This is a genomic window from Lacrimispora sp. YZC11 (assembly GCF_057543815.1).
Genome location: NZ_BAAJYQ010000016.1, coordinates 112,678 through 132,343, shown reverse-complemented (window position 1 = coordinate 132,343; position 19,666 = coordinate 112,678). Strand labels below are relative to the sequence as shown.

Below are 19,666 nucleotides of genomic sequence, written 5' to 3'. Positions count from 1 at the left end.
TCATTTTCTCCTGCTTTTAATACGTAATCGTCGGATCTACCAATGCGTAGATGACATCTGTCAGCAGGTTTGCCACCAGAACAACAATTGCGGACATCAGACAGACGCCCATAATGACCGGATAATCTCTGCTGATAATTGCACTCATGGTCATCATGCCAAGCCCAGGCCAGGAAAAAACCTGTTCTATGATGATGGCTCCGCCAAACAAGATCGGTATGTGCATTCCGAATACGGTAATAACCGGGATTAACGCATTACGAAGCGCATGTTTATTAATCACCAGAAAGCGACCAATTCCCTTCGCCCTTGCCGTTCGCAGATAATCCTTACGGAGTATCTCAAGCATGGCACTTCGAATATATCGAATATTGGTTCCCGCCATGGAGGTCGCCAATACAATCACAGGCATGATCATATGCCTGATGACGTCTACGGCACTCTTCTTGGCTCCCAGGGTATACATACCGCTGGAGGGCAGCCAGCCAAGCCTGATGGTAAAAAGATAGATCAGCACCAATGCCAGGAAAAAACCGGGAATACTGCTTCCAAGGAAGGAAAGCGTAACTACGGTATAGTCCTGCGGCGTATATTTGTGGACTGCGCTATAGATTCCTGCTGGTACCGCAATCAGCATACTGACAAGTAACGAGACGGACATCAGTAGCAAAGTTGGCCCGATATAGGTTTTAATCATTTGGCTTACCGGCTGGAAACTCTTTAAGGAATATCCCATGTTACCCTGCAGGAGATTCGTCAGCCAGATCCAGTATTGTACATAGACAGGCTTATTAAGGCCTAAGGCAATTCTTCTGGTTTCAATGGCCTCCAGGGACACTCGGGGTCCCTGAAGCAGTTCCAATGGACTTCCTACCATAGTCATGATCAGAAAATCAATTATGGTTATACCGATCAGTACCGGAATTGCGATAAGAATACGCTTGATAATATATTTAAGCATCCGCCGCCTCCTTTGGCCATACAGTCAGGGTCTGCACCGGACAAGCCGCCAGATGCCCGCTTCCTGGCTGGATCGGGATTAACGCCGGCTCCGATCGTTTGCATTCCTCTATGGCATAGGGACACCGGCTATGAAAATGACAGCCGGAAGGCATATTCTTATTGGAAGGCAGTTCTCCCTGCAATATCACTCTTTTTCTGCCTCTGGACTCGGGATCGGGAATCGGTGCGGCACTGCATAATGCCTGCGTATAAGGATGCACCGGATTCTCAAACAGTTCCCTTGCATCCGCAAGCTCCACAATCTTACCAAGATACATGACGGCAATTCGGTCACTGATGTATTTGACCGCATCCAGACCGTGGCCAATAAATAGATATGTAAGCTTTAGCTCCTTTTGCAGATCACGAAGCAGATTAAGAATCTGAGCCTGTATAGATACATCCAGGGCGCTGACCGGCTCATCACAGACGACAAGTCTGGGGTTAAGAGACAGTGCTCTTGCGATCCCTATCCTTTGCCGTTGGCCGCCAGAGAACTCATGAGGATAACGCCCCTTCGAATTTTTCGGAAGTCCCACCATGTCAAGCAGGCGGTCAACCTCCCTATCGACATTCTGTCTTGTACTGATGCCATGATACAGCATTGGATAGGATAAGGTATCAAAAATACGTTTTTTCGGATTAAGGGAGGTATAAGGGTCTTGAAACACCATCTGTATCTGGGTACGGATTCGTCTCATTCCAGCCGCCGTACGGTCCGTGAACGGATACCCTTCATAAACAATGCTGCCCTCTGTGGGAGTTTCTAACGCGGCCAGCTGCCGCCCTATGGTGGATTTGCCACAGCCGGATTCCCCTACCAGTCCCAGAGTTTCTCCCGGATATAGCTCAAGATCCACACCGTTCACAGCATGGATGAACCCAACTGTATGGGGAATAATTCCGTCGCGAACCGGATAATATTTTTTCAATCCCTTAATCTCTGCCAGAGGCTGTCGTTCCTTTTGCATGTGTTAATTCCCTCCTGACGCTTGCGTCTTCCTATCCCGGATTTCCGACCCCCGCCAGCATCTTGTCCTGTGGCTTCCATCTATTTCAAGCAGCCTTTGCTCCAGATCACAGCCATCGGCCATATACGGACAGCGGTTTGCAAAGCGGCAGCCGGTGATCTCACCGTAATGCTCTGGAACAGTACCCTCTATCGTCAATAGCTCTCTCTCTTCTTTATCTCTGATACTCGGTATGGATTTCAGCAGCGCCTGTGTATAAGGGTGTCCCGGTTTTTTAAATAAATCAAGGACGCCTGCTTCCTCCACAATCTGTCCGGCATACATAACCATAACCCGGTCAGCCATTTCAGCTACCAGACCCATGTCATGGGTAATTAAAATGATTGACATATGAAGCTCCTCCCGTAAGTTCCTTAAGAGTTCCATAATCTGTGCCTGAATCGTAACATCCAGCGCTGTTGTGGGTTCATCCGCAATGAGAAGCTTTGGATTACAGGCAAGCGCCATGGCGATCATTGCCCTTTGCCGCATTCCTCCTGACAGTGTATGCGGATACTTGTTCATAATAGAAGAAGGATCCGGAAGCCCCACCTTATCCAGGAGGAGCAGTGCCCGTTCCTTCGCTGTTTTCCTGTCCAAGTTCATATGAATGCGCATGGCTTCCATGATCTGGTTCCCAATGGTGAATAACGGATTTAAGCTGGCCATGGCATCCTGAAAGATCATGGTCATCTCACTCCCGCGAATCCGGTCAAACTCCTTCTCCGGCAGCTCCAACAGTTCCTGCCCGTCAAAGACGACCCTTCCTCCGGTGATTTTACCATTTTCTCCAAGTAAGCCCATGACTGACAGAAGCGTAACACTCTTGCCTGAACCCGATTCTCCAACGATGCACAGGATCTCACCTTGATTTACATTAAGGCTGACCCTGTCTATGCATTTGATATCTCCTGCACCGGTGGAGAACATCATTTCCAGCGAGTCTACTTCCAATAACGGAGTCATTGTGTTACATCCCATTCGTGAATATTATTAAAAGAGCCATATACATCCGGTGTCGCATTCACCACCCTTTTATTCACAGCTCCGATTGCGCTTATGATATAGGAGGAGATCATCGGAACCTCCTGCTGCATGACGGTATCGATCTTTAGATATTGCTCCTTGATTTCATTAACGTCACTGGTAGCCTGGGTCGCCGCCAGTGCCTGGGTCACGGTATCATTTACATAGCCGGTCCAACCGTCCGCAGATAATAACCAGTTAACGTCCGGATAGGGATCTACCGGGGCATAGGTATATTGCACTGCCAGCAAATCAAAATCCTTACTTCCCGCCCTGGTCATTAAGCTGGATAAGTCCACGGTTGTCACCTGAATCTTGATTCCGATTTCCTGCAGCTTCGCAGCAATATAATCTGCGGCCTGGCAGAAAGTAGAATCTCCACTGTTTACATAGAAGTTCAATGTTTTTGAAGCATCCCAACCGTCCGCGACTGCCTGGGCGACCAATTCCTTCGCTTTTTCCGGATCGTAAGCGGTGGGCGTCAGGCCCTCGTCATAGAAAGGTCCCGCACTGGACAGGAAGCCGTCAACCACTTCACCTTTTCCGTTTAAAAGACCTTTAATGATGGACGGGCGGTCAATCCCATAAAGAATCGCCTGACGTATACGGGGATCCGTTACCGTGGTGGTATTAAAGAAGATCGACTGATTGATGACAGGAGCACCATAGTTAACCGTCACGTTTGCAAGGGCTTCCACGCTGGCATAATCCTCCTGCAGGACGTTACCGGTGGTCTGCTGCACAAAATCAACCTCTCCTGATTGCAGCCCGGTCAGCAATTGTGCCGCAGGTACGATCTTGATATTTAACCTATTAATCTTCGGAACGCCCTTCCAGTATTTATCATTTGCCTCATAGGACACATAATGCTGCAAGTCAACGGAAGTGATGCGGTAAGGCCCGTTAATTACCGTCGGTGCGTTGAACCAGTCATAACCTGCCAGGTCCTCATCCGCTACGCTCTCCAGAACATGCTTGGGCAGTGTCAGTATATAGCGCCCATATGTATTCTGGAAGGTGGTAAGAGCCATCTGATATTTGGTCGTGAATTCGACGGTTTTACTGTCAATTGCCTTAACACCGGATATCTCCGTCGCTCCTTCCTCCGAAAAACCGTCGTCGCCCATGCCTTCAATGGCATAAAGTGCCATACTTGCATTGGCACGGATGGGGCTTGACAGTTTAAGTACGGTGTATACGACGTCGTCCGCAGTTACAGGCTGACCATCGGACCAGCTTGCGTTCGGATCAATATTCACTGTAAAATGAGTATTGTCCTCCGTGGTAATAGAAGAAGCCAGCATTCCCTCAAACTCCAGATTGCCGTTTAATTCAACAAGGGGCAGGAATTCCATTGCCGTGGAGGTCTTCATGATCTCAGTTGCATCCATTAACAGTGGGTTAACGCTGCTGATAGAATCGGTCATTCCGATATTTACGATTTTATCCCCCGCACTCTCATCCTTTGCGGAATTATCCTCTGCCGTGTTACCCTTCGCCGGATTCTCAGCTCCGGGACTGGAATTTGACTTTGCACAAGCCGCAAGAGATACCACCAAGCCAAAAACCAGCATAGACCCAATTACCTTATGCAGTTTTTGAAAGACTATTTTTTTCATAATTGCCGTCCTCCTTAAATAAACATAGAATTTTCTCAGATATTTATCCTGCGCACGGTACGCTTTTCTCATATGAGAGAATACATATATGTTTAGTATGAAATATCCTTTTTATCATATTATTATGATTTCGTTTTTTTGTCAACTATATTAAATACAATCTGCAGCAAGTCTTTATAAGAACTCCATTCTGCTTTAGAACCGGCTTACGCACTTTTTCATGACAGCAAAGAAGTCCGGAACGCCCTGCTTATCGGACCTCCCAGACTTTTTACTCTTCTCAACCATCAGAGATGGGACAATTCTATAATACTTCTTTTTAAATACAATTCTTTTTAAGTTCGTCTCTCAACCGCTCCAAAGCCTTCTTTTCCAGCCGGGATACATAGGACCTGGATATTCCCATTACATCCGCTATCTCCCGCTGCGTATATTCCTTCCCTCCATGCAGACCGTACCTCATTCCGATTATGGTTTTTTCATTTTCTTTTAAACAGCTGTCAAAGGCCTCATACAGCTCCTTAATATCCTGTTTTAAAATAATGGTTTCCAATGTCTCCTTATTTTCCATTTCAATGACATCTACCAGACTTACAGTCTCTCCATCCTTGTCTACGCCAATGGGTTCGAACAGAGAAACCTCTTTGGAATATTTCTTATTTGCACGAAGAAGCATTAGGATTTCATTTGCTAGAGTCACCTTGCGGCTCCGGCAATTCAGGCTCTTTTGATCCAAACAGATACAGATGGACATTCTCCCCATCCCATATAACCTTATCCACAAAAGTCCGGACCGCTGCACGCTTCTGCCGGACATCCATGAGGTCGATCACATTCTGAAAGGAAGACAGGGTCTGCCTGATCAGCTGAAGCTCCTGACCGGAAAGCTCATGGTTTCCTGCGTCCTGCGAAAGTGCCCATAACCGCTGCTCCATTTCCCCTTTTCTTTTATGGAGTTCATCAATCTGCTGTATGATATACTCCTCTGCCCCGGTGCCCCCTGCTTTTCCAAGGGAAGCCACCAATCCGGCTATCTCCCCTTCAACATTCTTCAGTTCCTCCTTTAAACGGGATATATCCCATTCCACTTCCTGCCTGCTTTCTTCCACTGCCTTTTTGCTCCGGCAAAGCTGCTTTTGAAATTCACCGGTATCTCCAGATATCTTTTTGATTTCCTCCAAGACCATTTGGTCAAGCATATTTCCATTTACATTCTTCATCCCACAGCATTTCATACGGCTTTTTTCCTTCATGGTGCATAAATAAGAATAGATCTGTTCTCCTTTGGCATTGTACCGCCCGGAAAGCTTTGGCCGCATATAATCGCCGCAGCCGCCGCAAAAGAGGATTCCGGACAGCAATGCCACATTGCTGCGGGGCTTCCGGTAATTTTTTGATTTATTTTGGTCCAACAACAATTGGACTTTGACCCACAGGGAACCTGAGACCACTCCCTCATGCTTTCCCACTGCCACGATCCACTCTTCCATATCTTTCATCTCGTGGGTTTTTCCGGCCCTTTGAAGAGTACGGTTATATGCTATCACACCATGGCTCCCGTCAAAGGCTTCTTTTTCTGCAAACAGATCCATATTTTTTTTCCGTAAATATTCATAGGCCTCTTTATCTGCAATCATATAGACCGGATTGGTCAGTATTCCTTTTATTGCAAAACGGCTGAACAGGCGGCCGTATTTTGTCTTGTGCCCATTTTGGAGCAAATAGGTTTCCGTCTGGGTGAGTGATCCGGTTTCTAAGAATTTCTCGTAAATCAGCTTGACCAGCTTTGCTTCTTCTTCAATCAGCTTAAGTTTAAAGGCCTTTTTCACTTTACCGTCTATGGTCACGGAGGACACGCTCTCCGACTTATAACCCGTAGGAGTATTTCCTCCCAGCCATCTTCCGCTCTTGGACAGCTCGAGCATGTTATCCCGGATCCGTTCGGCTATTGTCTCTCTCTCCAGCTGGGAAAAAACAGAGGCAATGTACATCATAGCCCGCCCCATGGGGGAGGAGGTGTCAAATTGCTCTTTTATGGAGATAAAGGAAATATGAAGTTCATTAAGCTCTTCAATCAGATTTGCAAAATCACCGATATTACGGCTTATCCGGTCAAGACGGTAGCAGACGACGGCTGTAAATTTCTTCTTTTTTGCCTCCTGCATCATGACTTTAAACTGAGGCCGGTCAAGGTTTCCTCCGGAAAACCCCTCATCCTCATATACGCAGGCGCTGTCAGCGAAACACTCTCCATAATGTGCAGAAATGTATTGTCTGCACAGTTCGATCTGGTTGCCGATGCTTTCTCCCTTTCCGGTAAATTTTGACTTTCTTGAATAAATCGCAAACCGCTCGTTCCCGGGTTCCACCCAAACCTTCCTCCTTACTTAGGCAAAACTCTGATTTCTGCCCTCTTATTCCCAAACATACAGGACATGGGAAGCATCATACATTATAATAACAGTCTATATCAGGTCCTTGTCATGAATATGATCGTATACCATCCAAAAACAGAAGAAGGCAGAAAAGAATTGGAAAAAAAATCCTCCCTCCTGCATAGCCAGGCTGTCCTTCAATACATCCAGCAGCTCCCCTGCCCCAATGACCAAAAACAGGCTCTTATGGAAGAGCTTCACACTACCTGAATTGTATTCATATGCTTCCCGTCTGAGTAAACATGAGTGGCGCAGGACACGCAGGGATCAAAAGACCGTATGATCCTGCCAATTTCCACAGGTGCTGCAACATCTTTTACAGGCGCTCCGATCAATGCCTGTTCCCCGGTACCCTTCATCCCATTTGTTTGTGTTGATAGATTCCACGCAGATGGGGTTATGATCTGGTAAAAGGCGATTGTACTGTTTTCAATATACAGCCAATGGCCAAGGGACCCCCGTGTCGTATCCACCAGTCCCTTTCCCGATGCCTGCACAGGAATCGTATATTCCTTCTGCATGGATACTCCCGGAATCAGATTATCTATAAGGGTTTGCATAATTTCCACAATTTTCTTAGCTTCCAGCACTCTTGCAATGGTCCGGTCCATGGCAGAGATCCCGTTCCTGTATTCGCCGGAGAGCCACTGTCTGGCCAACGGCCCTACCTCATAGGGAGCATCATTGTATCTCGGCGCCTTTATCCAGGAATATGCCAGGGGCTTATTTCTGTCCGGTTCATTATTTTCGTTAAGCCAGGCATATTCGTCTTCCTGGGTTATGAGAGCAGGATCAAAGGGGGCGGTCTGGCCATTGGTATAAACAAGAGGATCCACATAAAGGGTTCCAAATTCTTATAATGGTTAAAACTCCCATAGGTCAGCAAGTTGCCGTAGCCTCCGCCCATATGATAGTACTCCGGATAATAGGTTCCGATTGTGTATACGTCGGGAATCATTTTTTCAGCGATGAACTGTCCTATGTTATATAGAATGGATTTTATGCTGATGATCTTATCTGCCGAGATCGGCGATGTGATCCCTCCGATGAATATTCCGTGATTATGAGGAGCTTTTCCTCCGAGTATGGCAAGCATCTGATGAGCATCCCGGCTGAACCGGAGGGATTCAAAGTAATCGTTTACCATTTTGTCGTTTATGTCTTTCGGAAGTCTGTAATCATTGTGATCCGCTTTAAACAGCGGATAATCCTCAGGAAGCTTTACATAGTCCGGAAGGGTAAACTGATAAAAATGCCTCAAATGATTTTGCAGGAACTCACATGCATGAAGCAAATCCCTGAGATACCTTCCCTGCTCAGAGGGTACAATGTTCAAGGCTTCTTCCAGAGCAAGAGCAGAAGCCATGGAATGTGCGGTTGAACAGATGCCACAGATGCGCTGCGTAAAATAAACGGCATCAAAAGGGTTTCTTCCCTGAAGCATCTTTTCAAACCCCCGGAACATCAAGCCTCTCATTTTTACATCCACCACTGATTGTTCTCCGATATCAGCATCAATTTCCATGAAACCGCTAATGCGGGTAACAGGATTTATGGTTATTTTCTCCGCCATATTCACTCCCCTCCCATGGTATCAAATGTAATAAAAGGCTCCATTGCATCAGGAAAACCGAACTGGGCACATCCGATACAGGGCGAATCATCTCCAATGGGCCAGTTAACATGCCCGTTCCATTGACGGATGGGACAGTCGATCTGGGTAATCGGACCTTTGCAGCCCATCATGTACATGCAGGTTTCCTGCCCAAGCTTTGTGGCAAAGATGCCGCTGTCAAAATAAGACCGTCTTGGACATCTGTCGTGAATGGTAATGCTGTAAAACATCAGGGGACGGTCCCTGTTATCAAGAGGGGGGTCTCCATATAATAACAGATAGGCCAGAGTCCCCATAAACCAGTCCGGGTGACATGGACACCCCGTTAGTTTAATCACCTTTTTCTGTAGAACATCCTGTATTCCCGCACATTGCGTTGGATTAGGCCGTGCTGCCGACACACCTCCGTGTGAAGCGCAGGCCCCTACGGCAATCACATGGGCCGCATTTTCTCCCAGTCTTTTAACCGCCTCAAATCCTGTAATCTCCCTGCCGTTGTACCTGCCAATGATATGGTAGGAACCGTTGTCCTTTAACGATACAGCTCCTTCCACAGCCAGAATATAATCACTGCCTATCACATCAAACAGCTGATCCATGGCCTTATTTCCAGCCGGATTCATCAGGCTGTTGCTGTATATAAAATTGGTCATTTGAGTCAGCAGATACTGGAAATCCGGATTTTGGCCGTTAAGAAGGGAGATTGTATTTCCTGAACAGCCGTTTAATTCAAGCCAGACAAGATTCCGCTTTTTGCGCACATCATTGCCGATCTCATCCTTCACCCGGTTCACAAGACTTTCCGTTGCTTTCAGCCTGCTTTCCTGATAAGGACATTTAAAGCTTGCACAATCCAAATTCTTCACCAGCGTTACTCTGTATCCAAATAACCGACTACCGGTAATCTGGTTAATACCATTGCTCCCGGATGGCATGTTGCAAAATCTTTTGATAAATCATTTCCAGGATTAAGGCCAAAATGGCTGTCTCCTTTCCAGACGGAATTATTTGTAACATCATACACCACTCCATTTACCGCAACATAAGCCGGAGCTCCGTTCTTTCCATCATAACGGGATAATTCTTCCAGGGTGAAGTATCTTGGAGGAAACTCTTCCTGTGCCTGATTTACATGAATGGTCTGATTCGGATATTGTATCTCTTCCATACCCAATTGATTTGTCTGGCTGAAATATTTGATATGGCTTTCCAGCATGATCACTTCGCTGCTCAAATGATCCAATACAACGTTACTGTTGTACTGTTTGGAATGGAGTCTTTCTACATCCTCGTTTATTTGCTTGACGCAGTTCCCAATATAATCTAAAAACAGATTTAATTCCATGAAAAAACCTCCCAATATGAAATACGGAATGATTGATACACTAGCCGGACAAAATCCAGCCTTTCTCATTGGAATTTCTCACCGTCAATACTGTCTATAATCGCAGTAAGCGGTTCTATTTCTCGTTTGCGGACCAATATGTTTGTCCAGTCTCCAATGAGCTCATTCTTTCTTTCAGAAAATTGTTCACGGATGCTGTTTTCACTTATATGGCTGTTTGTATGTACCGTAATTGTCAGATTCAATATCTTCGCAATGGAATTCTCCCTGCATAAGTCAATCATTGACTCATATAAATTTTGATTTAGAAACGTATCATGCATAAGTGATTTCCTCCGCTATGATTTTTTTGATTTCGCATTCAATTATCCTGCAGATGAAAGGCAGTTTCTCCCTTAAAACAGTGCTGAGTTCCTGACCAAAACCGATTTCAAAGATTTCAATACCCAGCAGATAACCCTTAAATTGACTGCCATATAGCTTCATGAGTTCCACCATGCTCAAATCATGATGCATGGTGAATGAGGAAGGCTGTGACATCACATCTTCCAGACGGAACATATGAACGCTACCAGGCTCTGCTCCTGAGGAAAGTGCATCAAGAATAAAAACAAAGTCATCCTTATCTAGTAAATAAAAGCAGCTTTGAAAATCGGTTTCACCAATAATCACTTGAATATCCTGGCAGATCAGCCGGTCTTCCAATGCTTCGGCAGCTTTAATTGCTATGGCGTCATCCTTCATAAACCGGTTGCCAATAGCAACTAACTTCACCATATCCTTGTCTCCTTCTCTAAATTAGTTATTTATCCATATATATGTTGGACATAATCAAATATTCTTTGCCGGGGGAATATTGGAGGAAAGGTTGCAGTATCCCTGATTTATAATGGAAAAATAAGGATGATTTTCCCAAAACTTTTGTGCACTACTCACATAATCTTTTCTAAACTCTTGTGTCTTTTGCATATATTTTTGCAATTTTTCAAGAAAATCAAGCTTGCACCCTCACCATTTTAAGGATATACTGATCAAGGATCAGCCCTGGAATTGGTTTTCAATGATCTCCTCCGGTTGGTCAAAAAAATGATTTGGGGGCTTAGTATGAAAATTTCTTTTCTATCAAAATTCTCTTTTCGAAAAAATATCAGAGTTAAGATTACAGTATTTTTTCTGGTTATGGTAATATCCATTGCTGCAGCACTGGCGTATATCTTATACTTGCAAAGTTATAAAATGATAACCACCAGAGCAGCCGAGGAAGCCTTCCGGACAGTATCCCAGTCCAGCAAATACCTTGACATAGAAACGTTTAAGACCTTGACATCCTTAGAAGATGAAAAAACGGCCTTTTATGTCCAGGAAAGAGAAAACCTTGTAAAAATACGGGAGATCAGCGGAGCCAAGTACATCTTCACCATGAGGAAAACGGATGAGGGGAAATTCATGTATGTAATTGACGGATCCCCTGCTGAGGAACTTTCACATATTGGAGACACGGAAGAATCAGGGCCTTCCTATGAACAGGCATGGAGCGGCAGCCCCTATACGGATAATAAGTTAAACGTTGTAGAAGGCTGGGGAATATTTATAAGCTCTTATTACCCTTTAAAGGACAGCCAGGGCAATGTGGTAGGAATCATAGGTGCGGATTTTGATGCTGAATCCATTTACCAGGAGCTTAACCGGTTTAAGGAAATCAGCATTATTGTCCTTCTGGTATTTACTGCAATCATTATTTTATCCGGATTGATCTTTTCCGGCAAAATATCACGTTCCATCAAGCGTGCCTCGGACTATTCAAAAAAGCTGGCTGAATTTAACTTAAAAAGTGACATTTCAAGGAAAGAATTGCGTAAGAAGGATGAATTTGGAACCTTAGCCAATTCATTAGAGAGCATCCGGGATAACTTTAAAAATATCATCCAAAAGATCAATGTCTCCTCCAAACAGGTGGCCGTTACTTCCCAGCAGCTTACTGCTGCTGCTTCCCAATCTGCCAAAACTGCGGAAGAAGTATCAAATGCAATCCAGGAAATTGCCGGCAGAGCCCTGGAGCAGACAAAAAATACAATGGAGGGAACCTCCAGAATTATTCAGCTGGGGGATATCATTGACCATAATCTGGAGTCTGCCAATCACATCAGCAGTTCCATTACAAATGTGACGGAGGCTATAAGCGGTGGATTTGGTGAAATGGAAAGCCTTTATACGATTACAGAAGAAAGCAACTGTGCCAATGAGAAAATATTCGATTTAATAATAAAAACAAATGACAGCTCTCAAAAGATCAGCGAGGCAAGTAGGCTGATCTCTTCAATCGCATTCCAGACCAAGCTTCTGGCCTTAAACGCATCAATCGAAGCCGCCAAAGCCGGTAATGCAGGAAGAGGCTTTTCTGTAGTGGCAGACGAGATAAAAAACCTGGCTGCCCTATCGGCTGATTCCTCCAAAGATATTGAAGAAATTGTTTCGGAATTGCAGAAGAATGCCACAAATGCCGTTGACATTATTGGACGGATTAAAAATATTACCGCAGAACAGACCCAGCGCGTCGAAAGCAGCAGAGAGAATTACAAATTCATAAACAAAGCCATGGAAGAATCCCAAAAGGCTTCTGTCCACTTAAGCAACACTGGAAAAGAAATGTATGATATGAAAAATATGATATTGGCTTTGCTGGAGCATTTATCTGACATTGCAAAGCAGAATTCTTCTGCGGCCGGGGAGGTCAACCGGTCTATGGAAGAGGAAGCCGATGTGCTAGAAGAAATTGCAGCTTCCAGCGACATTTTATCCGGTCTGGCAGAAGATTTACATGATATGATTTTAGAGTTTAGAATATAAGCCAAAGGAACCGGTGCATGCCCTGCTGTTACAGGCATGCGCCGGTTCCCTGTTTCTTCAGATTACGAGCCGTTATGATAGGATACCATTCTCCACACATTTGGCCGCATAAGTGGCCAGTCTGGAGCCTCTATCTGGATGAAAGGTATTAACGGCTTTAATGAGCCCAATGGTTCCTACGGAAAGAAGGTCTTCCATATCATAATCCGTATTCTGATATTTTTTTGCCACATGTGCTACCAGGCGCATATTCCGCTCGATGAGTGTGGCTCTCGCCTCCCGATCCCCTTCCTGGTATCGTTCCAGACACTCTCGTTCTTCTCGCGCAGTTAAAGGTTTGGGAAAAGTTTTCAAAGAAAGCCACCTTAAACTTACTTACTCTCATTTTATGCCGCCCTTCTCCCTAAAGTGCTTTTACAAAAAATATAGGCTGGTACTTATTTTACGTTTAATGATGGAACAGACGGATACCAGTAAAAGCCATGGCCATTCCGTATTTATTACACGTTTCAATTACCTGGTCATCCCGGACCGATCCCCCTGGCTGGGCTACGTACTTAACACCGCTTCGATAAGCCCGGTCTATGTTATCACCGAATGGAAAGAATGCGTCAGATCCCAGAGAAACCTCTGTCAACCGGCTGAGCCATGCCCGCTTTTCTTCTGCTGTAAATACGGTTGGTTTTACCCTGAACGTATTTTCCCATCTGCCGTCTGCAATTACATCCATATAATCTTCTCCGATGTAGACATCAATGGCATTGTCCCGATCCGCACGGCCTATGCCATCTACAAAGGGAAGTTCCAGGACTTTGGGCGCCTGACGGAGAAACCAGTTGTCCGCCTTATTTCCTGCCAGTCTGGTGCAGTGGATGCGGGATTGCTGGCCTGCCCCGATTCCAATGGCCTGACCGCCCTTTGCAAAGCAGACAGAGTTGGACTGGGTGTATTTTAAGGTAATAAGGGAAATAATCAAGTCGGTTTTTGCTGATTGGGGAATTTCCTGGTTCTTTGTCACCACATTCTTTAAAAGCTCCTCATCAATCGTTCCTTCATTTCTTCCCTGTTCAAACATGATCCCAAAAACCTGTTTTCTTTCAAGAAGCTCCGGCTGGTAATCCGGGTCAATGCGGATGATGTTATAATTGCCGTTTTTCTTGGACTTTAAGATTTCCAAGGCTTCCGGCTCATACCCTGGGGCAATGACGCCGTCGGATACTTCCCGTTTGATAATCCTTGCAGTATCCACATCACAGATATCTGATAAAGAGATGAAGTCCCCGAAGGAAGACATACGGTCAGCACCTCTAGCTCTTGCATAGGCGCAGCCCAGGGGAGAAAGGCCTTCCATATCCTCTACCCGGTAAATTTTTGCAAGTACCGGGTCAAGAGGCAGTCCCACTGCGGCGCCGGCCGGAGACACATGTTTAAAGGAAGTAGCAGCAGGAAGTCCGGTCGCTTCCTTTAGTTCCTTTACCAGCTGCCAGCCATGAAAGGCATCTAAGAAATTGATATATCCCGGCCTGCCGCTTAAAACCTGGATGGGAAGCTCTTTCCCACCTGGCATAAAAATCCTTGAGGGCTTTTGATTCGGGTTACAACCATATTTTAATTCCAGCTCATTCATCTTTCGTGCTCCTGTCATTGATTTTTATTTATAATCCTGGTTTCATAAGCTCCTGATTCTATGTCAATATATCTTACAAAGAGAGAGATCTTATTCTCATTATGAAGGCTTTCCCATATCATGGCAGTAAATTCATCCAGATCGTCAAGGGTCGCCGCCAGCTTTGGCTCCCCTTCAAAGCTTGGTAAGGGATTTCCATCATGCATATAGGTATGAATGAAATGGGCTTCTCCTGCCGCTGGATTGTCATAGGCAAACGTATAGCGGTTGCATGAATCCGGATTCCCATGATTGCTTTTTATGATGGACATGGCGTAATTGAAGCGCCCGCCTTCTATATGCATGATCCCGGAAATACGGGGCGTATAATTGGGACTATCCGGTTCAAATTCCCTGCATCGCAAGGACTGTTCAAAAGTCAGCTGTATATCCATTCCCTGGTAAATGGTATCGGTCTGATCTCCGTTTGTCACAACGGTCTTATTCCCCATAACCCGCACCGGAGCATAAATAATAAGACTTGGATCCGTGACCCTTGAAGGATCAAAGGCCTGGGTACGGATTCCTTCCCCTTCCTCTACGAATACTCGGTTGCGGCTGTTATCGCTTCTCCCCATAATGAAGTAAGCGGCGACCGCCTTTGTTCCATCCGGTGTTTTTCCCATAATAATGCCTCTTCCCGGATAGGAATTGCTCCTTAAATCGTCCTGTAAAGAAATCAAATTCATCAGATCTGGTCTCCTTTCTGAATGAAAACACAATGATAAGAAACATGCTCATTTGGCTCGTTAGCCGCATAAAAAACCGCCTGGGCATCCCATAGGGCGCCCAGGCGGTCGGCTTTTTCGTATCGTGCTCCCCGTGGTAAAACTCCACTCATCCGCCAGTCGCACGTACCTTGTACATCATCATATAATATTCTCCGGAGAAATGCAAGCCTTCTTTTTAAAATCGGCTATTCATTCCTTATTGCTGCAAGAGGACTCAGCTTCATGGCTCTTAAGGCAGGGAAAAATCCTGCGGCCATTCCTACAAAAATAGCAAAGCCGACGGCTGCCAAGGAAAGCCATGGGGGGATCCTTGAAAGATCGCCGGGCATGCCTTGCATAAAACTGCCGGAAAGGAACTTATTAATTAGGAATGAAACCCCGTAGCTGAACAGAATTCCTGTGATTCCTCCTAAAAAGCCTATAAAGCCGGATTCCAGAAGAAACATGTTTCTGATATTATTCATATCACAGCCCAGAACCTTCAGGATTCCGATTTCTTTTGTTCTTTCATAAATGGACATCATCATCGTATTGGCAATGCCGATGGCAGCCACAAACAGGGATACAGCTCCGATCCCTCCCAGAAGGGCCTGAACCATTTTGGCCTGTTTTTGGGATTGTTCCAGCCACTCCATATTGCTGTTGGCCTGATAACCCATATCTGAGATGGCTTTTTGTACTGTCGTTACATTGTTCATATCGTCCACTTCCACAACCGCCTGCTGGTAAATAAAATAGTTGTAGGGTTTCCCCTTTTTATTGGTGGGCTGATTAGGAATGGGCTTCTTTTTAAAAATCTGTTTCAACTGGGATTTTAAGGCATCTAGATCCACATAAACGTTGTAGCTGTAACTATTCCATTCCTCCGGCCCTCCTTCCACCAGTCCGGCCGTTGGAATAAGAAACTTTTTAGGAGGTTTAACAGTTGAGCCTCCTTCCCCCGTCCCGCCGTTCTGAGACTGATAGTAAGCATCCATATCAAAAATCACAAACATGGGCTTATTTATAAAATCAATGTCAGGAATGCTGGCGGAATCATCATAATAGTTGTTACGATTGCTTTTTGGGTTGCTGAAATTTCTGGGGACCATATTTCCCACAACCATCTGAAGGTCCCTTTTGCCCGGCTCCGGGATATTGCCTTCCTTTAACGGAATATTATTCATATACTCCTGGGAAACCCCTATTAGGTTGATGTTTCCCTGATAAGCACCCTGGGTCATCAAAACGTTGGTCTCCAAAAGGGGAGAAGCTGTGGTAACGTGCTCGATCCGTCCAAACTGTGCAATCACATCATCCGTCATGTAATTAGGATCCTTGCTGCTGTCATTTCCTCCCCACATAGCGTTGGAATATACAGATATTTCTGTAAGGCTTCCATAGGAAGCGATCTGTTCCATAGTAAGTTCATTAAAACCGATCCCCAAAGACACCATGACAACAATGGAAGCCGTACCGATCAAAACTCCCAGAACCGTTAAAAACGTCCTTAGCTTCCTGCGTCTTAAGTTATTTACACTCATGGAAAGCAAATCGCTAAATCTCATTGTCTTTTTCCTCATCTGGATCTAATACTTCTGGCTCTAATACTTCTGACTCTAATACTTCTGGCTCTAATGCTTCTGACTCTAATGCATCTGGTTCTAAAGCATCTGCTTCCGCTTCCTTTTTCTTTTTTCGCCTTTTAAGCAGAAATACAGTACCAATGGTCCCAATAACCAAAACGGCAATTACCGCCGGAATGACGATTTTTCCATATTGGGAAGACCCTTCCGGTTCCGTTACAGCCGGAAAATCTCCCGAACCATCCATTCCGGGATCTAAGTCCTCCTGTTCTGTTACCGTTAAAGTGATTTCTTTTTCAATGGGATCACTGACTACGCCGTTTTCGTCCTCATAGGTGATCATGACCTTGATTTTCCCATCATCCATGGTAGGGGCAGTTCCGGTAATCATGGTGTCTACATTTCCGGATTCACCCGGTTTTATATTTCCCACATAACTGTTGGTCTGCTGGATAGTATCCCCTACAAAGGCCACCATTACGTTGTAAAGGAGAACCTTTCCCGTATTATTGATTGGGAACATTACATTGGTCTCCGAACCTACGGAAATAGTATCAGGCATTATCTCAATCGTCCCCGTATTCAGCCTGGAGACCTGTTTGACCGGGATGTTCACCGTCACCTTTTCTTCCGCATTCTTAAACTCAGGACTGTCATATTTTTCATTAATGGTAATGGCATAGGTTCTCTGATCCACCCAGGCTCCCGCCCGAAGCTTCAGCTTTATATCCGTTGTCTGGCCTGCGGCAAGAGAATTCACAACAATGGAGGAGGAACCGGCATCCATGGTAAATACCGCGCTGTCTGTAACTTTTTCTGATTCCAGGTTAAAGAGGATATTGCTTGCCGCAACGTTTTCAGAGGCGTTCTTCATGTGAAGAATCATTTCAAATTCCTCCCCGGCGTAGACTGTTTCCGGATTCGTCTGGAACCCATCCACAATGAGTCTCGCCTTTGTCCTGTCATTTGCATTGAAATCACCGGTCTCTTCTTCCTTGTCTTTATTCTGAACCTTGACATAGAAGGTCTCTTCTGCTTTCTGGACATCTCCATCCGTGCTGTCACGGTATTCAATGATATAGGTAATAGGATAGTATCCGCTGTAAACATCCTTTCGGATATTCATGCTGTAGGGAACCTCCACCGTCTCGCCGCCGCCGATCCGGTCATAATGCCTGGTGTAGTTTCCGTCGTTAATATCAAAAGGAAACTTAGTGCTGTCCTGGCTCAACCCCATCCGGATGTCTACATCAAAAGCTGTAATATTTGAGGAATTCCGGACATTCATATTGAAATTCATGGTATTTGGATAAATGCCAGAAGGTGTGTTCTGGTTTTCTCCCAGCTCAAACTGGATGGTTCCTTCGTCTTTCCCAGATTCCGTGGTTGAGGAGGATTTTGTGATCCAGATGTTGACCTTTTCATAACTGGCATGGGCCCCATCATCCTTTTTCAATGCATCCGTTACGACCTCCAAAGGTACCAGGTAATAGCCTTCCGCTACGTCTCTCCGGACCCTTGCATTGAGAGAAATGCTCTTAGAAGTTCCGCTCTTTACCGTTCCAAGCTTTTTGTTATCAAATGTACTGGAAGTGATCTCAAAAGGGAATACAGCTCCGGAATACTTCGTTTCTTCATCTGCGTCTTCCGTTGCCTGGTATTCCTGTTCTGCCAGATCCCGATCAAACCTTACTGCTACATTGTTTAAATCATTGCCGCTATTATTAGTAAAAACCATATTAATGGTAACGTTTTCCCCGGTCTTTCCTGACGGGGTCTTCTTCACATCAATGTAGGTGTTTTTGCTTAGGTCATACTGGGCGAAAGCCGCACTGGGCACGGCTCCTATGACCATAAGGGCCGCAAGCAGCCATAAAAATCCTTTCCTACCCTTCTTCATTTCCAATGTCCTCCTTCGTATCCTCATGATGCTTTTCTTCAATTTTTAAGATTTTTCCATCTACTATATGGAATTGTCTGTCTGCAAACTTTGCAATATAATTATCATGAGTAACCATGACCAGGGTCTGATTCTGCTCCCTCACGATTTTCTGCATTAAGCTTAAAATTTCCCTGGTAGTTTTGGAATCCAGGTTTCCAGTGGGTTCATCCGCAAAGATGATCTTAGGATCTACTGCCAAAGCTCTTGCAATGCCGACCCTCTGCTGCTGGCCTCCCGACATCTCATTGGCCATATGCTTCATCTGTTTTTCAAGTCCCACCAGCCTTATGTACTCCCTTGCTTTTTCGTTCCTTGATTTCTTTTGCACTCCCCGGAATGACAGAGGCAAGGCCACATTCTCTACCGCATTCATGGTCTGTAAAAGATTATAGGACTGGAAAATAAAACCAACATGCTTTCTGCGGAATGATACCAGCTGATTTTCCGAAAGCTTTTCTATATGGTTCCCGCCGATGACAATCTCTCCTTTTGACGGCTTCTCAAGACCGGCCAACATATTTAAGAGAGTGGATTTACCGGAACCGGAGGGGCCCACGATTGCACAGAATTCTCCCTTATATATAGTAAAGTCCACGCCGTTTAACGCATAGACCTTTGTGTTTCCCACTTTGTACACCTTATAAAGATTCTTAACCTGAATCATAGGTGTCTTTCCTTCCGCCAAAACAGACACCCCCTTTCTTTATTTTGCAAGCAATGAGCCAGGCGCAGGAATAGAAACGTTTCTGCATCTGGCAAATGCTGTAATGGTCAAATCCCCTGCAGCTTGCTGCGGGCACTTGACTTTGCATACACATTATACAACAAGATATTTCCATCGGTCATTCTTTATTTTCTTACAC

18 protein-coding genes, 2 pseudogenes and 1 riboswitch are annotated in these 19,666 nt (G+C 45.2%); of the genes and pseudogenes, 2 read left to right on the top strand and 18 right to left on the bottom strand.

Annotation, left to right across the window (positions count from 1 at the left end; all coding sequences use genetic code 11):
* Positions 1 to 16 precede the first annotated feature (16 nt).
* The 6 genes and pseudogenes from AC27IJ_RS15940 to AC27IJ_RS15915 all read right to left on the bottom strand — a co-directional run bounded on the left by AC27IJ_RS15940 (position 17) and on the right by AC27IJ_RS15915 (position 7,026).
* Positions 17 to 961: an ABC transporter permease gene (locus AC27IJ_RS15940; protein ID WP_312445681.1), complete on the bottom strand. Its 945-nt coding sequence runs from the start codon at positions 959 to 961 to the stop codon at positions 17 to 19.
* Positions 954 to 1,973, bottom strand: coding sequence for an ABC transporter ATP-binding protein (locus AC27IJ_RS15935; RefSeq protein WP_487149719.1), 1,020 nt, complete (start codon positions 1,971 to 1,973; stop codon positions 954 to 956). Before AC27IJ_RS15935 ends, AC27IJ_RS15940 begins: the two co-directional genes overlap by 8 nt.
* A 3-nt stretch (positions 1,974 to 1,976) precedes the next feature.
* On the bottom strand, positions 1,977 to 2,978 hold the full coding sequence (locus AC27IJ_RS15930; RefSeq protein ID WP_312445684.1) for an ABC transporter ATP-binding protein: 1,002 nt from the start codon (positions 2,976 to 2,978) through the stop codon (positions 1,977 to 1,979).
* Complete coding sequence (locus AC27IJ_RS15925) at positions 2,975 to 4,657, bottom strand: ABC transporter substrate-binding protein (RefSeq protein ID WP_487149717.1); 1,683 nt, start codon at positions 4,655 to 4,657, stop codon at positions 2,975 to 2,977. The genes AC27IJ_RS15930 and AC27IJ_RS15925 overlap by 4 nt, the downstream gene beginning before the upstream one ends.
* Positions 4,658 to 4,976: 319 nt before the next feature.
* Positions 4,977 to 5,345: pseudogene (locus AC27IJ_RS15920) on the bottom strand (sigma-70 family RNA polymerase sigma factor); the annotation flags it as partial.
* Complete coding sequence (locus tag AC27IJ_RS15915; RefSeq protein ID WP_312504421.1) at positions 5,341 to 7,026, bottom strand: recombinase family protein; 1,686 nt, start codon at positions 7,024 to 7,026, stop codon at positions 5,341 to 5,343. The gene AC27IJ_RS15915 and the pseudogene AC27IJ_RS15920, both read right to left, overlap by 5 nt.
* A gap of 114 nt (positions 7,027 to 7,140) precedes the next feature.
* Between AC27IJ_RS15915 and AC27IJ_RS15910 the strand changes: the two genes are divergently transcribed.
* On the top strand, positions 7,141 to 7,302 hold the full coding sequence (locus AC27IJ_RS15910; protein WP_312445688.1) for a hypothetical protein: 162 nt from the start codon (positions 7,141 to 7,143) through the stop codon (positions 7,300 to 7,302).
* Here the strand turns inward: AC27IJ_RS15910 and AC27IJ_RS15905 are convergent.
* The 6 genes from AC27IJ_RS15905 to AC27IJ_RS15880 form a co-directional block, all read right to left on the bottom strand.
* The gene (locus AC27IJ_RS15905) at positions 7,290 to 7,928 is read right to left on the bottom strand and encodes a nickel-dependent hydrogenase large subunit (protein ID WP_487149714.1); all 639 of its coding nucleotides are present in this window, start codon (positions 7,926 to 7,928) and stop codon (positions 7,290 to 7,292) included. The two genes, AC27IJ_RS15910 and AC27IJ_RS15905, sit on opposite strands and share 13 nt — an antisense overlap.
* Complete coding sequence (locus AC27IJ_RS15900; RefSeq protein ID WP_487149712.1) at positions 7,871 to 8,665, bottom strand: nickel-dependent hydrogenase large subunit; 795 nt, start codon at positions 8,663 to 8,665, stop codon at positions 7,871 to 7,873. The genes AC27IJ_RS15905 and AC27IJ_RS15900 overlap by 58 nt, the downstream gene beginning before the upstream one ends.
* Before the next feature lie 2 nt (positions 8,666 to 8,667).
* A complete protein-coding gene (locus AC27IJ_RS15895; RefSeq protein WP_331667189.1) occupies positions 8,668 to 9,573 on the bottom strand; it encodes a hydrogenase small subunit in 906 nt (301 codons plus the stop codon).
* A 5-nt stretch (positions 9,574 to 9,578) separates the two neighbouring features.
* Positions 9,579 to 10,052: a cytochrome b5 domain-containing protein gene (locus AC27IJ_RS15890; protein WP_312504418.1), complete on the bottom strand. Its 474-nt coding sequence runs from the start codon at positions 10,050 to 10,052 to the stop codon at positions 9,579 to 9,581.
* Positions 10,053 to 10,117: 65 nt separating this feature from the next.
* Positions 10,118 to 10,375 carry a hypothetical protein gene (locus tag AC27IJ_RS15885; protein WP_312504417.1) on the bottom strand — a complete coding sequence of 86 codons (258 nt, stop codon included), beginning with the start codon at positions 10,373 to 10,375 and terminating at the stop codon, positions 10,118 to 10,120.
* A complete protein-coding gene (locus AC27IJ_RS15880) occupies positions 10,368 to 10,829 on the bottom strand; it encodes a hydrogenase maturation protease (protein WP_312504416.1) in 462 nt (153 codons plus the stop codon). The genes AC27IJ_RS15885 and AC27IJ_RS15880 overlap by 8 nt, the downstream gene beginning before the upstream one ends.
* Before the next feature lie 327 nt (positions 10,830 to 11,156).
* Here AC27IJ_RS15880 and AC27IJ_RS15875 point away from each other — a divergent pair, with 327 nt between their 5' ends.
* Entirely contained in the window at positions 11,157 to 12,899 is a 1,743-nt protein-coding gene (locus AC27IJ_RS15875) for a methyl-accepting chemotaxis protein (RefSeq protein ID WP_487149709.1), read from the top strand.
* Positions 12,900 to 12,977: 78 nt separating this feature from the next.
* Here the strand turns inward: AC27IJ_RS15875 and AC27IJ_RS15870 are convergent.
* From AC27IJ_RS15870 to AC27IJ_RS15845, 6 genes and pseudogenes are all read right to left on the bottom strand, one after another.
* Positions 12,978 to 13,253 (bottom strand): annotated as a pseudogene (locus AC27IJ_RS15870) (sigma-70 family RNA polymerase sigma factor); the annotation flags it as partial.
* Between the two features lie 94 nt (positions 13,254 to 13,347).
* The gene (locus AC27IJ_RS15865) at positions 13,348 to 14,526 is read right to left on the bottom strand and encodes a phosphoribosylaminoimidazolecarboxamide formyltransferase (protein WP_487149707.1); all 1,179 of its coding nucleotides are present in this window, start codon (positions 14,524 to 14,526) and stop codon (positions 13,348 to 13,350) included.
* A 14-nt stretch (positions 14,527 to 14,540) separates the two neighbouring features.
* Positions 14,541 to 15,254 carry an IMP cyclohydrolase gene (locus AC27IJ_RS15860; RefSeq protein WP_312445698.1) on the bottom strand — a complete coding sequence of 238 codons (714 nt, stop codon included), beginning with the start codon at positions 15,252 to 15,254 and terminating at the stop codon, positions 14,541 to 14,543.
* A gap of 91 nt (positions 15,255 to 15,345) precedes the next feature.
* Positions 15,346 to 15,427, bottom strand: a riboswitch (ZMP/ZTP riboswitch).
* 54 nt (positions 15,428 to 15,481) lie between these two features.
* Positions 15,482 to 16,843 (bottom strand): ABC transporter permease, encoded by a 1,362-nt coding sequence (locus AC27IJ_RS15855; protein ID WP_487149705.1) that lies wholly within the window; start codon positions 16,841 to 16,843, stop codon positions 15,482 to 15,484.
* Positions 16,833 to 18,761, bottom strand: a complete 1,929-nt coding sequence (locus AC27IJ_RS15850) for a COG1361 S-layer family protein (protein ID WP_487149703.1) — start codon at positions 18,759 to 18,761, stop codon at positions 16,833 to 16,835. Before AC27IJ_RS15850 ends, AC27IJ_RS15855 begins: the two co-directional genes overlap by 11 nt.
* On the bottom strand, positions 18,748 to 19,467 hold the full coding sequence (locus AC27IJ_RS15845; RefSeq protein WP_312445869.1) for an ABC transporter ATP-binding protein: 720 nt from the start codon (positions 19,465 to 19,467) through the stop codon (positions 18,748 to 18,750). Before AC27IJ_RS15845 ends, AC27IJ_RS15850 begins: the two co-directional genes overlap by 14 nt.
* Between the last annotated feature and the right edge of the window lie 199 nt (positions 19,468 to 19,666).